The organism is Thermoanaerobacterium sp. R66, from assembly GCF_028895185.1.
Lineage (GTDB): Bacteria > Bacillota > Thermoanaerobacteria > Thermoanaerobacterales > Thermoanaerobacteraceae > Thermoanaerobacterium.
Genome location: NZ_JAEUWW010000001.1, coordinates 2249491 through 2267196, shown reverse-complemented (window position 1 = coordinate 2267196; position 17706 = coordinate 2249491). Strand labels below are relative to the sequence as shown.

At 33.2% G+C, this 17706-nt stretch carries 16 protein-coding genes; 2 read left to right on the top strand and 14 right to left on the bottom strand.

The features are described from left to right. Genes JJQ93_RS11335 through argC form a run of 4 tightly spaced genes read right to left on the bottom strand, consistent with a single transcriptional unit; the run spans position 1 to position 4348 of the window. The gene (locus JJQ93_RS11335; protein WP_014757732.1) at positions 1–1185 is read right to left on the bottom strand and encodes an acetylornithine transaminase; all 1185 of its coding nucleotides are present in this window, start codon (positions 1183–1185) and stop codon (positions 1–3) included. Further along, complete coding sequence (gene argB, locus JJQ93_RS11330; RefSeq protein ID WP_014757731.1) at positions 1172–2071, bottom strand: acetylglutamate kinase; 900 nt, start codon at positions 2069–2071, stop codon at positions 1172–1174. Before argB ends, JJQ93_RS11335 begins: the two co-directional genes overlap by 14 nt. Continuing rightward, complete coding sequence (gene argJ, locus JJQ93_RS11325; RefSeq protein WP_274893848.1) at positions 2068–3288, bottom strand: bifunctional ornithine acetyltransferase/N-acetylglutamate synthase; 1221 nt, start codon at positions 3286–3288, stop codon at positions 2068–2070. The genes argB and argJ overlap by 4 nt, the downstream gene beginning before the upstream one ends. 25 nt (positions 3289–3313) lie before the next feature. Beyond that, on the bottom strand, positions 3314–4348 hold the full coding sequence (gene argC, locus JJQ93_RS11320) for an N-acetyl-gamma-glutamyl-phosphate reductase (protein ID WP_274893847.1): 1035 nt from the start codon (positions 4346–4348) through the stop codon (positions 3314–3316). A gap of 241 nt (positions 4349–4589) precedes the next feature. On the opposite strand from argC, the gene JJQ93_RS11315 reads away from it, so the two are divergent. Further along, positions 4590–5090, top strand: a complete 501-nt coding sequence (locus tag JJQ93_RS11315) for a LiaF transmembrane domain-containing protein (protein ID WP_274893846.1) — start codon at positions 4590–4592, stop codon at positions 5088–5090. Between the two features lie 15 nt (positions 5091–5105). Here the strand turns inward: JJQ93_RS11315 and JJQ93_RS11310 are convergent, their stop codons facing one another. Further along, positions 5106–5768, bottom strand: coding sequence for a DUF4829 domain-containing protein (locus JJQ93_RS11310; RefSeq protein WP_274893845.1), 663 nt, complete (start codon positions 5766–5768; stop codon positions 5106–5108). 800 nt (positions 5769–6568) lie between these two features. Here JJQ93_RS11310 and JJQ93_RS11305 point away from each other — a divergent pair. Beyond that, the gene (locus JJQ93_RS11305) at positions 6569–8281 is read left to right on the top strand and encodes an IS1634 family transposase (protein ID WP_274894096.1); all 1713 of its coding nucleotides are present in this window, start codon (positions 6569–6571) and stop codon (positions 8279–8281) included. Positions 8282–8452: 171 nt separating this feature from the next. Here the strand turns inward: JJQ93_RS11305 and JJQ93_RS11300 are convergent, their stop codons facing one another. From JJQ93_RS11300 to JJQ93_RS11260, 9 genes are all read right to left on the bottom strand, one after another. Continuing rightward, positions 8453–9316, bottom strand: a complete 864-nt coding sequence (locus JJQ93_RS11300) for a hypothetical protein (RefSeq protein WP_274893844.1) — start codon at positions 9314–9316, stop codon at positions 8453–8455. 26 nt (positions 9317–9342) lie between these two features. Further along, entirely contained in the window at positions 9343–9897 is a 555-nt protein-coding gene (locus tag JJQ93_RS11295) for a C39 family peptidase (protein ID WP_150201163.1), read from the bottom strand. Between the two features lie 170 nt (positions 9898–10067). Beyond that, the gene (locus tag JJQ93_RS11290) at positions 10068–11174 is read right to left on the bottom strand and encodes a hypothetical protein (RefSeq protein WP_274893843.1); all 1107 of its coding nucleotides are present in this window, start codon (positions 11172–11174) and stop codon (positions 10068–10070) included. A gap of 38 nt (positions 11175–11212) precedes the next feature. Further along, positions 11213–11773: a hypothetical protein gene (locus tag JJQ93_RS11285; RefSeq protein WP_274893842.1), complete on the bottom strand. Its 561-nt coding sequence runs from the start codon at positions 11771–11773 to the stop codon at positions 11213–11215. A 112-nt stretch (positions 11774–11885) separates the two neighbouring features. Next, on the bottom strand, positions 11886–12086 hold the full coding sequence (locus JJQ93_RS11280) for a helix-turn-helix domain-containing protein (RefSeq protein WP_274893841.1): 201 nt from the start codon (positions 12084–12086) through the stop codon (positions 11886–11888). 4 nt (positions 12087–12090) lie between these two features. Beyond that, positions 12091–12492 carry a sigma factor-like helix-turn-helix DNA-binding protein gene (locus JJQ93_RS11275; protein ID WP_274893840.1) on the bottom strand — a complete coding sequence of 134 codons (402 nt, stop codon included), beginning with the start codon at positions 12490–12492 and terminating at the stop codon, positions 12091–12093. Positions 12493–12627: 135 nt separating this feature from the next. Continuing rightward, on the bottom strand, positions 12628–12963 hold the full coding sequence (locus JJQ93_RS11270) for a hypothetical protein (protein ID WP_014757724.1): 336 nt from the start codon (positions 12961–12963) through the stop codon (positions 12628–12630). Positions 12964–13005: 42 nt separating this feature from the next. Beyond that, on the bottom strand, positions 13006–14085 hold the full coding sequence (locus tag JJQ93_RS11265; protein ID WP_274893839.1) for a hypothetical protein: 1080 nt from the start codon (positions 14083–14085) through the stop codon (positions 13006–13008). Positions 14086–14262: 177 nt separating this feature from the next. Further along, positions 14263–17460, bottom strand: coding sequence for a DEAD/DEAH box helicase (locus JJQ93_RS11260; protein WP_274893838.1), 3198 nt, complete (start codon positions 17458–17460; stop codon positions 14263–14265). Positions 17461–17706 lie beyond the last annotated feature (246 nt).

The following is a 17706-nucleotide window of genomic DNA, read 5'->3' as shown; positions in this document are numbered from 1 at the left end:
TTAAAACCCCATTTCATGTAATACATCATCAAGAATTATCACCGCAGTATCAAGCTCATCAGTAGTGACGATAAGTGGAGGTACAAACCTCAAAACATTGTGGTTTACGCAGTTTATGAGAAGACCTTTTTCCAAGGCTTTTAGCACTATCTCACCTGCATCATCCAAATCAACTTCACATCCTATCATGAGGCCTTTTCCTCTTACATCTTTTATGACTTTGTACCTATCTTTTAATCCATTAAGCTTTTCCTTAAAATACTCTCCTTTTTTCACTACATCATCAAGAAAACCTTCCTTTGTAACCTCCTTCATTACTGCAATTCCAGCAGCACATGCAAGTGGATTTCCTCCAAACGTTGATGCATGATCACCAGGTTTAAATACTGCCACATTTTCCTTTGCCACAATTGCACCTATTGGCACACCACCGCCTAATGCCTTTGCCAACGTCATAATATCAGGTTCTATGCCAATATGCTGATATGCAAAGAGTTTTCCAGTACGTCCAATGCCTGTCTGGACTTCATCTACAATCAATAGGATGTCATTTTCATCGCATATTTCCCTGACCTTTTTTAAATATTCAAGGCTGCCCTCATGTATGCCGCCTTCCCCTTGTATAATCTCTATCATGATTGCGCATACATCATCATCTAATGCACTGTAAATATCGTCAATGTCATTGTAGTTTACGTACTTAAATCCTTCCAGCAATGGTCCAAAGCCTTTGTGATATTTTATCTGTCCTGTTGCTGTAAGAGCGCCAAATGTCCTTCCGTGAAATGAATTTTTTGCGCTGATAATCTTATACCTTTTATCACCGTATTTAATCGATGCGTATTTTCTTGCAAGCTTTATGGCACCTTCATTAGCTTCTGCACCGCTGTTGGCGAAAAACACCTTGTCACCAAACGAGTTTTCCGCAATGATCTTGGCCAGTTCAATCTGATTTTCGTTCCAGTAAAGATTTGAACAGTGTATCAAAGTCTCTGCTTGACTTTTGATGGCATCTACTATTGGTGGGTAGCAGTGCCCAAATGCGTTTACAGCAATACCTGCTACAAAATCAAGGTACATATTTCCATCTGTATCCCAGACTTTTGTTCCACTGCCTTTTACCAATGTAATAGGATATCGTCCGTAAGTATTCATCACGTACTTTTTGTCATCAGAGATTGTCATCGTCAAAACACTCCTTTCCTATCATAGTGCCAATCCCTTCATCAGTGAAAATCTCTAAAAGAAGCGAATGTGTCAATCTTCCATCGATTATGTGCGCTCTCTTAACTCCATTTTCTACTGCTTGAATACAGCATTTTAATTTAGGTATCATGCCGCCTGTAATCTTTTCTGTCGCCATAAGCTCTTTAGCCGCATCTAAATCAATTCTCGATATAACGCTGCTTTTGTCATTCACATCTGACAGTATGCCTTCCACATCTGTCAAAAGTATGAATTTCTCAGCTTTTAAAGCTTCAGCTATTCTACCTGCTGCTGTATCAGCATTTACATTGTAAGTCTTCCCATCTTTGCCAACAGCACACGGGGCGATAACCGGTATAAATCCCTTGTCAAGCATCATCTTTATAACATCAATATTGACTTCCTCAATTTTCCCAACAAAGCCTATGTCTCCATTTGCAGTATCTTTCTCGGCTACGAGAAGCTTGCCATCTTTTCCGCTTATACCTATAGCCTTGCCGCCTATCTCGTTTAGCATTGAAACTATCTCTTTATTTATCTTGCCTGTAAGGACCATCTCAACTACTTCCATCGTCTTCTCATCTGTAACCCTCAAGCCATTTATAAATTTTGACTCAATATTGAGGCTTTCAAGCATCTTATTTATGTCAGGGCCGCCACCGTGTACGACGACTGGATTCAGCCCAACGTACTTTAGCAAAACTATGTCCTGCATTACCATTTTCTTTATTTTGCAATCTATCATTGCATTACCGCCGTATTTTATCACGACAGTAGCACCGGAAAACTTTTTAATATAAGGTAGGGCTTCTATCAATATTTCAGCTTTTGCGATTTCATCGCCGTATTTTTGCCTCTTTATCATGTTCTGTAGCTCCCATTTATCTTCACATAATCGTAGCTTAAATCGCAGCCCCACGCTAAAGCATCATATTTTCCGGCATTTAAATCAACTACTATCGAAATCTCTTTTTCGCTTAAAATCTCTTTCGCTTTATCTTCGCTAAAAGGAACGTAACCGCCATTTTCGCAAACTTTTATAATTCCCTTGTTGCTTTTCAAATATATATCAACGGCATCTTGCGAAAAATTAGCTCCTGAATAACCTAAAGCTGCAATGATTCTCCCCCAGTTGGCGTCTTCGCCAAATATAGCCGTCTTGACCAAATTTGAATTTACAATAGCCTTAGAAGCAAGGATCGCATCATCTTCTGTAGGCGCATTGACTACACTTACTTCCATGAACTTAGTAGCACCTTCGCCATCTTTGGCTATTTGCTTTGCCAAATGCTTGTTTATGTACAAAAGTGCGTTGTAAAAAATCTCATACTCATGTGTATCTTCCTCTATCGTAGGATTGCCTGCCATACCGTTGGCCAGCATTATGACAGTATCATTTGTGCTCATGTCTCCGTCGACTGATATCATGTTGTAGGACCTCTTTACCGTCTCTTTCAACGCCTTATCCAAAGCCTTTTTCGATATATCTGCATCTGTAGTGATAAAAGACAACATAGTAGCCATATTTGGAGAAATCATTCCTGACCCTTTAGCAATGCCGCCTATATAAGCTTCATAGCCTTTTATGTTCAACTTTACAGCGACTTCTTTTGTAAATGTATCTGTGGTAAGAATCGCTTCCGCAGCATCTTTCCCACCATCTTTCGACAGTCCCTGAGAAGCCAACTCTATTCCTTTAGCTACCTTTTCCATGGGCAGTGTCACACCGATAACACCTGTTGAGCAGACAAGCACATCATCTTTATCTATGTTTAATTTCTCTGCCACCATAAAAGCCATAGATGAGGCATCTTCATATCCTTTTTGTCCTGTGCACGCATTGGCATTGCCACTATTTACGACTATTGCCTGCGCCTCACCGCTTTTTATTTTTTCCATGTCTAAAATCACTGGAGCCGCTTTTACCTTATTTGTAGTAAATGCCGCCGCAGCCTTGGCCTTTTTCTCAGAGTATATTATGGCAAAATCCTTTTTCGCTTTCTTTATGCCTGCAAACACACCTGAGGCTAAAAATCCTTTAGGAGATGTGACATTTCCCTCAATCACCTCAAAATCCTCCATTATCATATCCTCCTTAAGCTTATCATTATGGAAAAACTGGCACCATCTTTAATCCTTTAGCTTCATCGATGCCAAACATTATATTCATATTTTGGACAGCTTGCCCTGATGCACCTTTCACCAAATTATCAATGACAGACATGACTATCAATGTATTAGAATGCCTATCAATTTCTAATCCAATATGGCAAAAATTTGAACCGTATACGCTCTTTGTAGATGGATATTCACCGATGTCCAATACTTTCACAAAATATTCATCTTTATAAAACTCCCGGTAAATCTCGTGAATGCTTTCTATCGAAATATCTTTTTTCAATCGGCAATACATAGTGCTTAATATTCCTCTTGTCATAGGCGTCAAATGTGGTGTAAAAATGACTTTTGTATCTTCGTGATTTAACTTTGAAAGCTCTTGCTCTATTTCTGGCATGTGTCTGTGTTTTGCTACATTGTAAGGTTTTATGCTTTCATTGCACTCCGCGTACATATTGCCTTGCTTTGGACTGTGGCCTGCACCAGATACACCAGATTTAGAATCTATTATTATATGATTTTCTATTATTCCGCTTTTTAAAGCCGGCGCCAAACCGAGAATTGCAGATGTAGGATAACAGCCCGGATTTCCCACAACCATCGCATTTTTGATCTCTTGCCTGTGAATTTCTGGAAGCCCATATACTCTGCTTACGCTGCCGTAATCATCGCTACTTGCCCCATACCATTCCTTGTAAATCTTAAAATCATCAAATCTAAAATCCGCACCAAGATCAATGAGTCTTACCCCACTACTGCATAATTTCTCAGCTATATTCATTGCATATCCAGATGGAAGTGCTGCAAATACCACATCACAGCTTTCAACAATGTCGTCAATGTTTAGCTCATGAAGCTCAACATCGCAATATCCCTTCAAAGAAGGATACACATCTTCAATTTTTTTGCCATTGAAGTTTTGAGATGACAAATATTTTATCTGGACATCTTCGTGATTTGATAAGATTCGAATGAGTTCTACGCCTGTATAACCTGTAGCTCCTAATATGCCGACCCTCACCATTGAGATCCCACCTTCAATATTTTATATATATTAATTTTAACTTATATTTATGCATTAAACATTAAAAAAATAATGTGAAATATGTATAAATAGTAGTTTATTTTTATATTTATTCACCGTTTTTATTATTATATCACCTTCTGAAATTTTTTCAAGTATTTTTTCGCAAAAATATAGTTAAATTTTCATCCATTTATAGTAAAATATAAATGAAAGCCAAAACTTTTCAGGAGGTTTAATCATGGGAAGAAAAATAATCGGAATTGTACTTATATTGTTAGGACTTATATATCTCAATGACAACCTGGGCTTGCTATCAAGATACGGAATATCATTAGATATGTCAAATATATGGCCTCTTTTTCTGTTAATACCCGGGATAATGATGGAAGTAAGCTACTTAAAGCAAAGAAAAAATCCTGAAATCTTAGTTCCAGGCGGAATACTTACATCAATGGGCATCATTTTTTACTTTGACATCTTCACAAACTGGATTTACTCTGAATACACATGGCCTCTATACATTCTATCTGTTGCAATGGGTCTTTTTCAGCTTTACATCGTAAGCAGGGATTTTGTACTGATGGGCTTAGTCATGGTAATTACCGCTACTGTAATATTAAGCTATACATCAATTTTGTACAACCAATTCTCCATCGTATGGCTAAACCCAAACTTGATAATCTCGATCATGATAATCTTATTGGGCCTTGCTTTAGTCATAAGGAGCCGGAGAAAGTAGTAGTAGTAAAAAAGGCTATTTTTCACTTGCAGCAATATTATCAATAACTGTGCCTTTCATATTCATTATTTGCCCTTTTTTATCAAGAGTATTTTCGATTTTAGCAGCAATATTTTCATCATTTGAATTAAATCCATTGCCAGTATCTTTTAAGTATTCTATAGATGGGACTGATAGCCTTACTATTTTCCAGCTTCCATCTTCTTTTGTAACAACAATAACACGATGGTTTGTACCATTATATAGCCATTTATCTTCTTTATCCACCGTGAAGTTAATTTCAGCATAAAAAATACGTGTATCGTCCAAATTTAAGTTTTCTCCAGATGAAATACCTGCAGCTACTACACCTACTTCCTTTGGAAGCTCTTTAATTTGAATCAACTTAGCCTCTTTCTCTTTAAAGAATGATTCTGATTTATTAGTTGAAAGAAATTGTGTCATGGCTGTGCGATTAGAATTGGTAAAATAGTTCATATACTCATAAGGATCCTGATCGTTAATTGCTTGAATCATCCCTTTAATTACTGAAATAGGGTCATCAAAATTTGTCGTATTGCTCAGACTAACCGATTCTTTTGCGCTTGCTTTCAGTATTGAAGTAAACCCTGTAATCACTATACCTATTAAAAACGTCGTTATAAGCAGTACTGCTGTTAATCTTGTTTGATGTTTCATAAAAGATCTACCTCCCTCATATTTAAGGGGAATATTTCATAATTCTTTTCCTCACCTCCATTTTCTGCATTTCCCCTTCTACTTATATAAAGGCTAAATTTTTCTAAAAATATTCCACATCATAAAAATTATTTTTGTCATTTTGCATATTATACTCTTAACCTCCCATACCTCACCTCTATTATAAAATTAAAAATTATAAATTTTATTAATTATTCCTTAATTTTCTATTACAATCTTGTAACATAATTAGCATAAAATTTTTACTAATTCCCCAAACTTGCCAGATAAACACCTACATCCTGATTGCATATGCAAAATAAAAAATAAAAGACACCAACTATTTTTTATTGGTGTCTAACATAGAATTTTAATATTCAACCTTAGATTCGCTTATTTACTTATAACTGTATTTTCGTTTCAATCTAATAAAGTGAAAAATTGTTATAAAGGCAATAAAAATTGTCAACGCAATTAAATAGTATACTTGATTGCCAAGATATTTCCCATTAAGCGACGGACGACCTGTTGTCATCCCTGCATCATTCAAACCGGCTTTAAGAGTAGGACCAATAGCGGAAATTATCTCGTCTTTTGTATATATTTTTTTGTCTTTAAGGCCATAAAGCTCGCTTTTACCCCTAGTTTTGCAGCAAAATTTTATGTATCGTACCCCAGAACCAGCAATTTTACTAATGATTTTGGGTAAAATTTTTTAAATTTTTGTCATATTTTGGTTGCGGATTATTATGGATTGTGGTATAATATAGTTATATTGAATTTTGTTGGGGGAGTTTAATGTGTATTTAAAGAAAAGTAGACGCAGTTCCGGAAGAATATACCTATCTATTGCAGATGGATATCGTGATAAAGAAAGAGGGCATACAAGAACTGTTACTATTGAATCCCTTGGATACCTCGATGAACTTCAAAAACAATACGATGATCCAATCGCTTTTTTTGAACAAAAGGTTAAAGAATTGAATGAACAAAAAGCCATGAAAAAGACTCCAATTACTCTTAGTTTTTCTCCTAATGAAAGACTTTTGATTAATACGAATAATCGTAAAAACTTTGGCTACGCTGCATTTAGTAAGATTTATCATGAACTTGAATTGGACAAATTTTTGAAAAACAGGCAGCGTCATTCAAAAGAAGAGTATGATTCTAATGCTATTATGAAACTTCTCGTATTTTCACGTTTATTGTATCCTGCTTCAAAGAAAAAGACTTATGAGAATAGAGATATATTCTTTGAGAGGTTTGATTTTTCTTTGGATGATATCTACAGATGTTTATCTTTTTTCAATAAGCATAGTGATGCTTTGCAGCTTTGGGTTCATGAGCATATTAAGTCTTTATATGAACGAAATACTAATCTGGTTTATTACGATGTTACCAACTATTATTTTGAAATTGATGAACAAGACGAATTGCGTAAAAAAGGCGTTTCTAAAGAACACAGGCCAGATCCAATTGTGCAGATGGGATTATTTATGGACACCAATGGTATACCTATTACATATAAACTTTTTCCTGGCAATGCTCTAGATAAAACTACACTTATGCCTATGTTAAGGAAAATACAACATGATTATTCTTTGGGAAGAATTATTGTAGTTGCTGATAAAGGTATCATCACTGGCGATAACATTTGGTATACTTTATCTGCTGGTAATGGTTATGTATTCAGCTATTCTGTTCGTTGTGCAGATAAGGAATTTAAGAAATATGTCCTTGACGAAAACGGATATACACACAGAGGAGATAGTTTCAAGATAAAATCCAGACTTTATCCAAGAGAAATATTAGTAACCACCACTAAAGGCAAAAAAATGAAAAAGGTAGTTGATGAAAAACAGGTTATTTTCTATAGTGAAGAGTATGCCTTAAAAGCAAAATATGAACGAGCTGCTACCATAGAGAAAGCAAAAGACCTAATTAAAAATCCAGCAAAATACAATAGAGCTACATCATATGGTGCTTCCAAATATGTAAAGAATCTCATTTTTGATGAAGAAACCGGCGAAATATTAGAAAGTGCTCATCAGCATTTAACATTTGATGAGGAAAGGCTAAAAGAAGAAGAAAAATTTGATGGATATTATGCAATAGTTACTAGTGAATGCAAAGAATCTGATGATAAAATTATTGAAATGTACCGTGGACTTTGGAAAATAGAAGAATCTTTTAAAATAACTAAAAGTGATATCGAAAGCAGACCAGTTTATTTATCACTGAGGGAACATATTGATGCTCATTTTCTGATATGCTTTATATCACTTGTAATTGTGAGAATACTTGAATATAGATTAAAGGGAAAATATTCTGTTTCAGCTATACTTGAGAGTCTAGCAAAAGCATCCTGCAGTTACATACAAGAAAATTATTATTTGTTTGATTTTAATAATGATGTTCTTGAAGATATAGGTAAAGAATTAGGCATTAATTTTGGGAAAAAGATTATGACATTAGGAGAGATTAAAAAAATTTTAGGAAAAGTAAAAAAATGACATTTCCACTACAACTTTTTGACAAAAACAGAAAGCCCGAAAGCCTTTATTTTAAAGGGCTTAGGGGCTTTTTTTATCCTTTTTTGCTGCAAAAGTCAGGATAAAAGACACCAACTATTTTTTATTGGTGTCTAACATAGAATTTTAATATTCAACCTTAGATTCGCTTATTTACTTATAACTGTATTTTCGTTTCAATCTAATAAAGTGAAAAATTGTTATAAAGGCAATAAAAATTGTCAACGCAATTAAATAGTATACTTGATTGCCAAGATATTTCCCATTAAGCGACGGACGACCTGTTGTCATCCCTGCATCATTCAAACCGGCTTTAAGAGTAGGACCAATAGCGGAAATTATCTCGTCTTTTGTATATATTTTTTTGTCTTTAAGGCCATAAAGCTCGCTTTTACCTTCGCCGTGAATAATAGGGATAAAATATTCCCCACTATTTGCTTCAATATAAAGAAAATCGGAATGCAACGAAGGTATTCTGAAATGAATAAATGTTTTTGCTTCTTTTAAATTATTGTTATCAAGATATGAAGTTATATCATCAGGATTGCTTACAAAATCAATAGAATTAGGCGAAAGATAGCCGCCAATTTCACCAACATTCCATCTATTGTCCAAAAAAGATACGGTAATTGACGCTACACTTCTATTATTAAATTTTACAGGTATTTCCCACTCATAGGATGTATTTAACAACGCATTAGAAATATTTTTCCTATCTATTAGATCTTGAATAACTTCTTTATTAGCAATATATACTTTATATGCTTTCCCATATATTAAATCGTCAGGATTGCTTACATTCATTAACTCTTTGCGCCCCAGCTCATGTTTGTTATCGACTAAAAATTTTTTAGGATTTGACTGGCTATCGCTAATTGCACGCTCTACCTGATCTTTTTCTTTAGCCAGATCTAATTGTTGTTTAACCAAAGTATTTATTGGAGTAGCCGCAAAAGCTGGAAAAGTTGATATTAATATCAATATAGCAATCACAACAAAAGTAAGAACCTTTTTCAAAATAATTCACCTCCTTCTCATTCATACTATTCCCAAAATAGAGAATCTGTCCAATACCAGCTACTGTTACTTACATAATATGAGTAAGTTGCGCCGTGTCCGTATCCATCCCAAGGATCGTTATAAATAACATAGTTTGTACTGGTATCATAACCTTTAATAACCATAGCGTGTCCTCCTCCGGAAGTCCATTGTATTCTCGTATAGATAGGTCCTCCATGATTTATTTGATATTGCACCGCTGTATACGACAATGAATTATATTGTATAGAACCTGCTTTACTGGTGTATTTCTTTACATAGTATTCTGCATCAGTTGTATATCCTGGTTGATTAAAGTTCGTACCATACTTATCTTTTGCAATTTCAACTGTACGATCTGTTGTGTCACCTTTAAAATATGAAATTATCATAGAAGTACTAGTAGCCCAACAAAGATTGTCATAAGGCTGTTGAGAATATTGAGGCACAGATAATACAGATCTAGCAGCGAAAGCACTATTAATCTGAAAAACTAGCACAAAACTTATCAATAAAAATCCTAAAATAAGGGCTCTATTTTCTATCTTTCTATGCTTCATTTTTCCTCACCTCCATTTTCTATATTTCCCCTTCTACTTATATAAAAGCTAAATTTTTCTAAAAATATTCCACATCATAAAAATAATTCTTATCATATTGTATATTATGCTCTTAACTTCCCATACCTCACCTTTATTATAAAATTAGGAATTATAAATTTATCTATCAATCAATCCATGCCGTTCACATTTGGAAAATAGACATCATCTTCGCCGATTAAAGTTTTCGCTTTAGGCATATTATATTTTGATGCAACATTTCCTGCCGTATCAATTATTTTAATATCATTTATCGTTCTGTGCATAATCCCTATAAGTTTATCATCCTTCACAGCAAATATATACAATTCTGTCCCTTCATTTTTATGCATTGGTATACTGAAAAACAAAATATCATTATAGCTTCCTAAAACATCTATATATTCAGGAAATTCACTGTTTAATGTTTCAGGTGCGTATTTCTTCTGAAGATCAGATATATTATTTATAATTTTATAACCTACTTTTTCGGTATACACTTCTATAGGATTAGCTTGCGTTCTTATGATAAAATTTTCTCCGATAGTAGCCGTACGATTAGCCAATGGTGGAAAGCTTGGTGATAACTCTATACCTTTAATAGGTCCAACTTCTTGCCATTTGATGCTTTCTGATGCGTTATCATATTTTAAAATAAATAATTTTCCGCCACCTAATGTGAAACAAGGATAGAGCATTGCTGCACCATAACTTGTCTTGACTACCGATGTTACTGTTCCGCATTTTGTTGCTTCATACTCTTTGCCATCCTCTCCTTTAAAAGTATGAAGAGGAATTGTTATTTCTTTCTCCTCAGTCTTACCGTCATCTGTTAATGTTAATTTATACCTATTTTCTTCATCGCTTTTTACCAACTTTACGTCTTGTCCCCATATCGTCTTTGGTTGAAAATAAAAATCCGCTTTTTCTACAAAGTCATTAAATTTATCCGATGCTTCTAAATAAGAAGGCAAAACTACATGATTATGTCCATCCCAAGCTATCGGAAATATCGTATATGATTCTTTATTTACTATCATCTTTTGTGGAATTTTATATAAGTTTTCATTTGTTCCTTTTATTTTATTATTTATCACATTCCAGTAATATATATCCGCCTTAAAGCTTCCAGCATCATCATTTAAAACAACAAATGGCACTTCAGCATTATTTCTCACTGTGTCAGAACAGCCAGAGAGTACAACAGACATAAGTAATAAAAATACAAGAGCTAATGAAGTTCTAAACGATTTAATCACATCATCTACCTCCCGTATATAGCTTTTCTTAAAAAAATCTATGGTGATGAAGCAATATAACTTATACACCAGCCACCATATAAAGGCGACTTAGAAACTGTAATAAATCTTGTAAAGTACCCTTCCTCAGGAAATTTTTTAATATCATTTGATTTTTGCATATAATAAACGCAGTAAAGCTTAGAAGGTTTTTCTACACTTTCGCTATCATTCTTTTTTATCGTATCTGGATATACTTCTATTGATTTGATGTCAATTCTCTTTATATTTTTCAAATATTCTATATGTTCATTATACACATAACTAATATCTTCAGATGATTTATTTGCTGCATTATTTAAAAAATTGGAGGCACAAACAACGGCGAGATTATAATTCTTATTATTTATGCTATTATAATAGATATTTATTATTTCTTCCGGAGACGCATTTGAAATTTTAATTTTATCTTCCTTAGTCAGCATATTGAAATACTTTTGCGCTATTGAATTATTTCCCTTTTCTTTAATAACGCTGTTATTGCTTTTAGATGAACATCCGACAACGATAAAGGCAAAAAATATCAAAAAATATAAAACAGTTCTTTTAAAGAATACCACTGCTGATCACCTCCATTTTCTGCATTTCCCCTTCTACTTATATAAAAGCTAAATTTTTCTAAAAATATTCCACATCATAAAAATTATTTTTATCATTTTCAAATGTTATGCTTTATTTTAAATCAAATTTTTTGATCGCTTTTATTATTACTTCAACAATATCCTGACTTATATAATCTTTTATGTCCATGCCAACATTCCTCATGTTTTTCTTTATAAGAGGCTGAAATCGCAATATTATCTCTTGCATAGCATCTTTATCCCCTTCTTTAGCCTTTAAAATAATTTCAAAAAGGCTTTTATCTTTGCACATACTTTCAAGAACCCTCCATAAACTTTCTTATTTTCCTAAGGGCTTTTTTCTTAATCTTACTTATGGATGATTGTGATTTATTTAACATTTTAGCTACCTCTTTTTGTGGTATATCTTGTATTATATTTAGCATTACAACATTAAATTCTTCCGCTTCCAGCAGTTCCTTGAATTTTGAAATCATTAATCTATCTATTATTTCATCTTCAATTAACACATTATCGTATATCGTACTGTCAATAATTTTCCCATCATTTTCGATATTGCCATTACAATCTGCCAAGTCTAATGTCAAAAGCTCTTTCTTTTTAATGTTATTATATTTTTTTATTGCTTTTACTGCTTCATAATTAATAGATTTTTCAATAAACTTAATGAATGCAAATTCTACATCGCTCTCTCCCATACTCTTAACCTCCCATGCCTCACCTCTATTATAAAATTAAAAATTATAAATTTTATTAATTATTCCTTAATTTTCTATTACAATCTTGTAACATAAAAAAACATGGCAAATGCCACGATAAATTTAATAATTAGATTATCTTTCATTTTTAACATAATAAATGTCGGGTTTTTTATAATTTACATATACAGTTAAAGACTCTCCTTCTTTATCAACACCTTTTATTATCCAATAAACGGGGCAAGGAGATTTTTCTTTGAGTTTTGGATCATCAAAAAATTTATCCAGATCAACTTCTAAATTTTTAAGCTCTTCTGATTCTACTTTAGTAATTTCCACTTTTTCTTTAGCTATTTTCAAAGCTTCATTATCAGATATTCCGCCTACCACATCTCCTTGTTTTTCTAGATTTGAACATCCTGTAAGAGCCGAAATAAGTAGTATTGTCATTATCCATTTTTTTGATATCATAAATATCACTCCAATATGCTTAAAAAGCATTTAGCAATTTATTTAATCTAAAATAATCCACTCTGATTTGCACTTTTCTCCTTTGACGTACCACCACAGTATATTGCCTGAAATATTACCACCGCTTGTAATACCTGAATCTTTTAACTTCAATGTCTCTCCATTTTCTATAGAGTAAATGTATAAACCATCACCGTTAGTATTCCATGAAATAAATTTATCATTAAGTGAGCTATTCCAAACGCCTGTCATACCCCAATTTACAATAGTTTTTTCTTCTTTTGTCTTTATATTGTATAATTTTAGAATAGAATCGCCTGAATTCCATACTACATATGGAAATTTAATTGATGCACCGCTAACTCTTAATCCTTCATCTAATATTCTTTTTTCGTTATTTTTAAGATTTACAAGAACCAATTTCCCATTTCTTGCCAGTGCTTTCATATCGATCTTCCCAATATCATATACAAGCCAATCCCCATCTAATCCTGGCTGCCCGAATTCTCCATCTTCAACATTTAATCTATCAATGATTTTATAAGTATTGTTTTCAATATCGTATAATTTGACAATTGCATTAACAGATTTCTCATCTTTTTCAAAAGCTGTCCATACAATTTTGTCGTTAGATGCAGCTATCAACGCTCCTAACAAAGTAGGCGTTTTTACTTTTGCATTTACAACATTTCCTTTATCAATTTCTATGAGACGATTGTCATCTATATTTTTAGCATACAAAGCCCAATCGCTTTTTGTCATATCGTTGCTGGATTCAACATACACGATCCAATTCCCCATGACTTTTGCATCATAAATATTTTTAGAAATTCCAGCATTAATTTTAAAAATTATTGAGCTGTCACTTGAGGTGATAAAAATGCTGTTGTCAACTTCAGGATTGACCTGCAAAAACACTTTTCTGCCATCATCAAGCACAGCTATTGGATGTGCATTTTCAATCGATGAGGTCTTTTTATCCTCTAACTCATCAAGTATATTACCATTTGTTTTATCAATAATTATATTATCATTGCTTAAGTCTGTATTTGTACTTTTAATACTACAGCCACCAAGTATTAAGATTACGATAATTAATAAACATAGTTTCACTTTATTCATAATAGCCTCCCAGACATAGTGACTTTTATCAATATAGATTATACTCTTAACCTCCCATGCCTCACCTCTATTATAAAATTTAAAATTATAAATTTTATTAATTATTCCTTAATTTTCTATTACAATCTTGTAACATAAAAAAGCAACTGCCTTAATCGGCAATTGCAAATCATTAAATCACATTGCAAAAAGCTCTTTTACTTCTTCTTCACTCAACTTAGTTATAAAGGTCTCACCTGGGTTTATGACAGAATTTATCATCTCTTTTTTCTTCTCTTGCAGCTTTACAATTTTTTCTTCAATTGTACCTTGCGTTATAAGCTTTATGACTTGTACTGTATTTACCTGCCCAATCCTGTGGGCTCTGTCTGTCGCTTGATCTTCTATCGCTGGATTCCACCACGGATCAAAGTGTATAACAGTATCCGCACCTACTAAGTTTAGTCCTGTTCCACCTGCTTTTAATGAAATTAAAAAGACATCCGAGTCACCTTTGTTGAAGGCTTTGACTAATTTTCCTCTATCTTCTGACTTTGTCTGACCGTCCAAATACAAGTATGAAATTTTTTCTCTCTTTAAATTATCTTCTATAAGCTTAAGTGCTGTCGTAAATTGAGAAAAAATCAGCGCCCTGTGTCCACTTTCTTTCAATTCTTGAATCAGTTCCATCAAAAGCTCCATCTTGCCACTGGTGCCTTTGTAATTTTCTACAAACATTGATGGATGGCAGCATATCTGCCTTAACCTCGTTAAAGCAGTTATTATCTTTATCTGGCTTCTTTCAAAGCCTTTATTTCGTATCTCTTCTGCTATTTCAGTCTTTGCATTCTCAAGATACGCCATGTAAAGCTCCTTTTGTTCTTTTGTAAGCTCGGCAAATGATGTAGTTTCTATCTTTTGTGGCAGCTCCTTTAAAACATCCTTTTTTAGCCTTCGCAGTATAAAAGGTCTTATATGTTTGCTTAAGTCATTAAGCGCCTCTTCATTCTTGTATCTTATAATTGGCTTCTCATACTTTTCTACGAATTTCCTGTGAGACAAAAGGTATCCAGGCATTAAAAAGTCAAATATAGACCACAGTTCAGTCAAAGAATTTTCTATAGGCGTACCAGTAAGCGCAAAATATCCTTTGGCTTTTATCCTTTTTACAGATTCTGCATTCTGAGACTTTGGATTTTTTATATGCTGTGCTTCATCCAAAATACAATAGCTAAATTCAATATTTTCATAGCTGTCTATATCCCTTCTAATCAAAGGATATGAAGTTATGACAACGTCTGATTCCGCTACGCTCTTAATAAGACTTCCTCTTTCGCTTTTATTGCCAGATACCACTAAAGTCTTAAGAGATGGTGCGAACTTTTGTATTTCACTTTCCCAATTGTATATAAGAGTCGTAGGACAAATGACTATTGCAGGTTCTTTATGCTTTTCTTTTTCATCCAGCAAAAATGCTATAGTCTGTATCGTCTTTCCTAATCCCATGTCATCTGCCAATATCCCCCCAAAACCATACGATGACAATGTTTTAAGCCATTTAAATCCGACTTCCTGATATTTTCGCAACACGCCTTTTAATTGTTTAGGAACTTCAAATTCAGTCTCTATTGGATTTTTTATGGCCTTAACCAAGCTATCTAATTTTTCATCCTTAGCAATCTTTAATTTATCACTCTCGAGTTTTTCATCGATATAAAGCGCTTTATATTTAGGAATCTTTACAATTTCTTTCTTTAAATCTTTGCTACTTAAGTCCAATGAATCAATGAAACTTGCAACTTTCGTCAATTCATCATCAATAGGCAAGAAAGATCCATCAGGTAGCTTAAAAAATTTTTTCTTCATTTTTATCGAGTCAAATATCTTAGGAATGAGATCTCTATCTATATCATCAATAGAAAAGCTAAATTCCAATAAATCATCGTCTTGAATCCTAATGCTGCTGCTATACGATCTTTTGTAAAATTTCATTGCTCTAAACGATTCAGAATAATACACATCAGCATTTCTTTGAAGCACAGGCAAATAATTTGACACAAAGTTAAATATGGAGTCTTCATCATCTAAGTAAACCGATTTATCTTTTACCTTAAATTCACACTTTTCAAAAATATCCAGTATGCGTTTTTCTGAAACTTCCTCCCTAATTAAAATACAGTCATGCTTTATCTTCGTCTTTGTATCATCGTATAGATTTATGTTATACTGGCCATAAGTAAAATTTATATCTGCAGTTATTCTTTCTCCTTCTTTATCAAGGTAAATCTTCGTAACAAGTGGTTCACTATAAAATTCCGATTTCACATCATCATCAATCGTGACGCTTCCTGCTTTATCTATATTGGGAAGTATTACTTCTGCAAACCTCTGCTTATCCTTCTCAGTAAATACAACGCTATTGGTGTTATTAGTAATGTATACATTGTAAAATGGCGCTAAAGCAAAACGCTGCTTATCAGAAACCTTGTATATTTTTCCATCGTACACAAAAAAATTACCTCTGTTGTCTAACGCCTTTACTTTTTCAATCTCCTCAACGGTAAGTCTAAGATTTTTGTCTTTATTTGCTTTCTCAAGTTTAATGCTAATAGGAAGATCTTCGAAAACTACATCTACATCATAATAGGTTTTTCCATCCAAAACTAAATTAAAGTGACTGTCCTTCATAATTTCAATAAATTTTTCCAAATTCGATGGCGTAAGCCTTACACATTTTCCAGAAATAACCGAGTCGACTCTGTAATATGAATTTTCGGTATTGATCTTGTCAATCTCGTATATCTCTCTCAAAAACTTTATAAGCTTCATATCTTCTTCTTTAAAAGTATTTACGCTTGGATCAAATGAAAACCCTTTGCCAAATTCAACGACCATTCCTTCATCAATATCGTCAAAAAACTTCTTTATGCTTTTAACTACGTACAATTTGTCAATGCCCATTCTAAGGCTTAAAGATGTATTAAATTGATAAGATTCTAATGTAACCTCTATGTTAACAGGCTGCTTTAATTCGTCAGGTATGTATTCCCTTTTTTCAAATTCTTCGAATAAATCATAAGCAACTTTATTTTTTAGATTATCCTCTATTTCAGCGTGATTATTTTTTATATACATTAAAACTGCCGCAATATGCTTGCAATCGCCGCCGTATCTTGCCTTTGCAGGGCATGTACAGCTTGTGTGCAATTCACCATGATACTTTTGTATCATCACCCTGTACAAAGATGTACCCATTACAAAAGCTTGAAATATAGTACCGTCTTTGTTGTAAGTAAAATTGTGTATTCTACCTGACAAGTAATACTCAAGACCTTTTCTATAGACGCTATCATTTTCGCACCTGTTTTTAATCTCCGCATCAGTTAGCTGCATCATAACTACCATCCCAATCAATATAACTTTTGTTATTAATAATTATATCAAACAAATGTTTAAGACGACACTATATATAATTACAAATATATATTAAGCTAAAATAAGATCTTTTACAATACATGACAATACTTTTATCAAATAATATGCAATACTATGTTATTTAATATAATGAGGTTTACCTATAAAGTCAACATATTTTTTGAAAATTTTTTAAATTCCTGTTGATACCTGAATATTATTTATGCT

Bases quoted from the DNA above. Each gene is read 5' to 3' on its own strand.
- JJQ93_RS11260 (WP_274893838.1), bottom strand. From the start codon at position 17,460: ATGATGCAGCTAACTGATGCGGAGATTAAAAACAGGTGCGAAAATGAT.
- JJQ93_RS11265 (WP_274893839.1), bottom strand. From the start codon at position 14,085: ATGAATAAAGTGAAACTATGTTTATTAATTATCGTAATCTTAATACTT.
- JJQ93_RS11270 (WP_014757724.1), bottom strand. From the start codon at position 12,963: ATGATATCAAAAAAATGGATAATGACAATACTACTTATTTCGGCTCTT.
- JJQ93_RS11295 (WP_150201163.1), bottom strand. From the start codon at position 9,897: ATGAAGCATAGAAAGATAGAAAATAGAGCCCTTATTTTAGGATTTTTA.
- argB (WP_014757731.1), bottom strand. From the start codon at position 2,071: ATGATAAAGAGGCAAAAATACGGCGATGAAATCGCAAAAGCTGAAATA.
- argJ (WP_274893848.1), bottom strand. From the start codon at position 3,288: ATGGAGGATTTTGAGGTGATTGAGGGAAATGTCACATCTCCTAAAGGA.
- JJQ93_RS11280 (WP_274893841.1), bottom strand. From the start codon at position 12,086: ATGTGCAAAGATAAAAGCCTTTTTGAAATTATTTTAAAGGCTAAAGAA.
- JJQ93_RS11310 (WP_274893845.1), bottom strand. From the start codon at position 5,768: ATGAAACATCAAACAAGATTAACAGCAGTACTGCTTATAACGACGTTT.
- argC (WP_274893847.1), bottom strand. From the start codon at position 4,348: ATGGTGAGGGTCGGCATATTAGGAGCTACAGGTTATACAGGCGTAGAA.
- JJQ93_RS11335 (WP_014757732.1), bottom strand. From the start codon at position 1,185: ATGACAATCTCTGATGACAAAAAGTACGTGATGAATACTTACGGACGA.
- JJQ93_RS11315 (WP_274893846.1), top strand. From the start codon at position 4,590: ATGGGAAGAAAAATAATCGGAATTGTACTTATATTGTTAGGACTTATA.
- JJQ93_RS11275 (WP_274893840.1), bottom strand. From the start codon at position 12,492: ATGGGAGAGAGCGATGTAGAATTTGCATTCATTAAGTTTATTGAAAAA.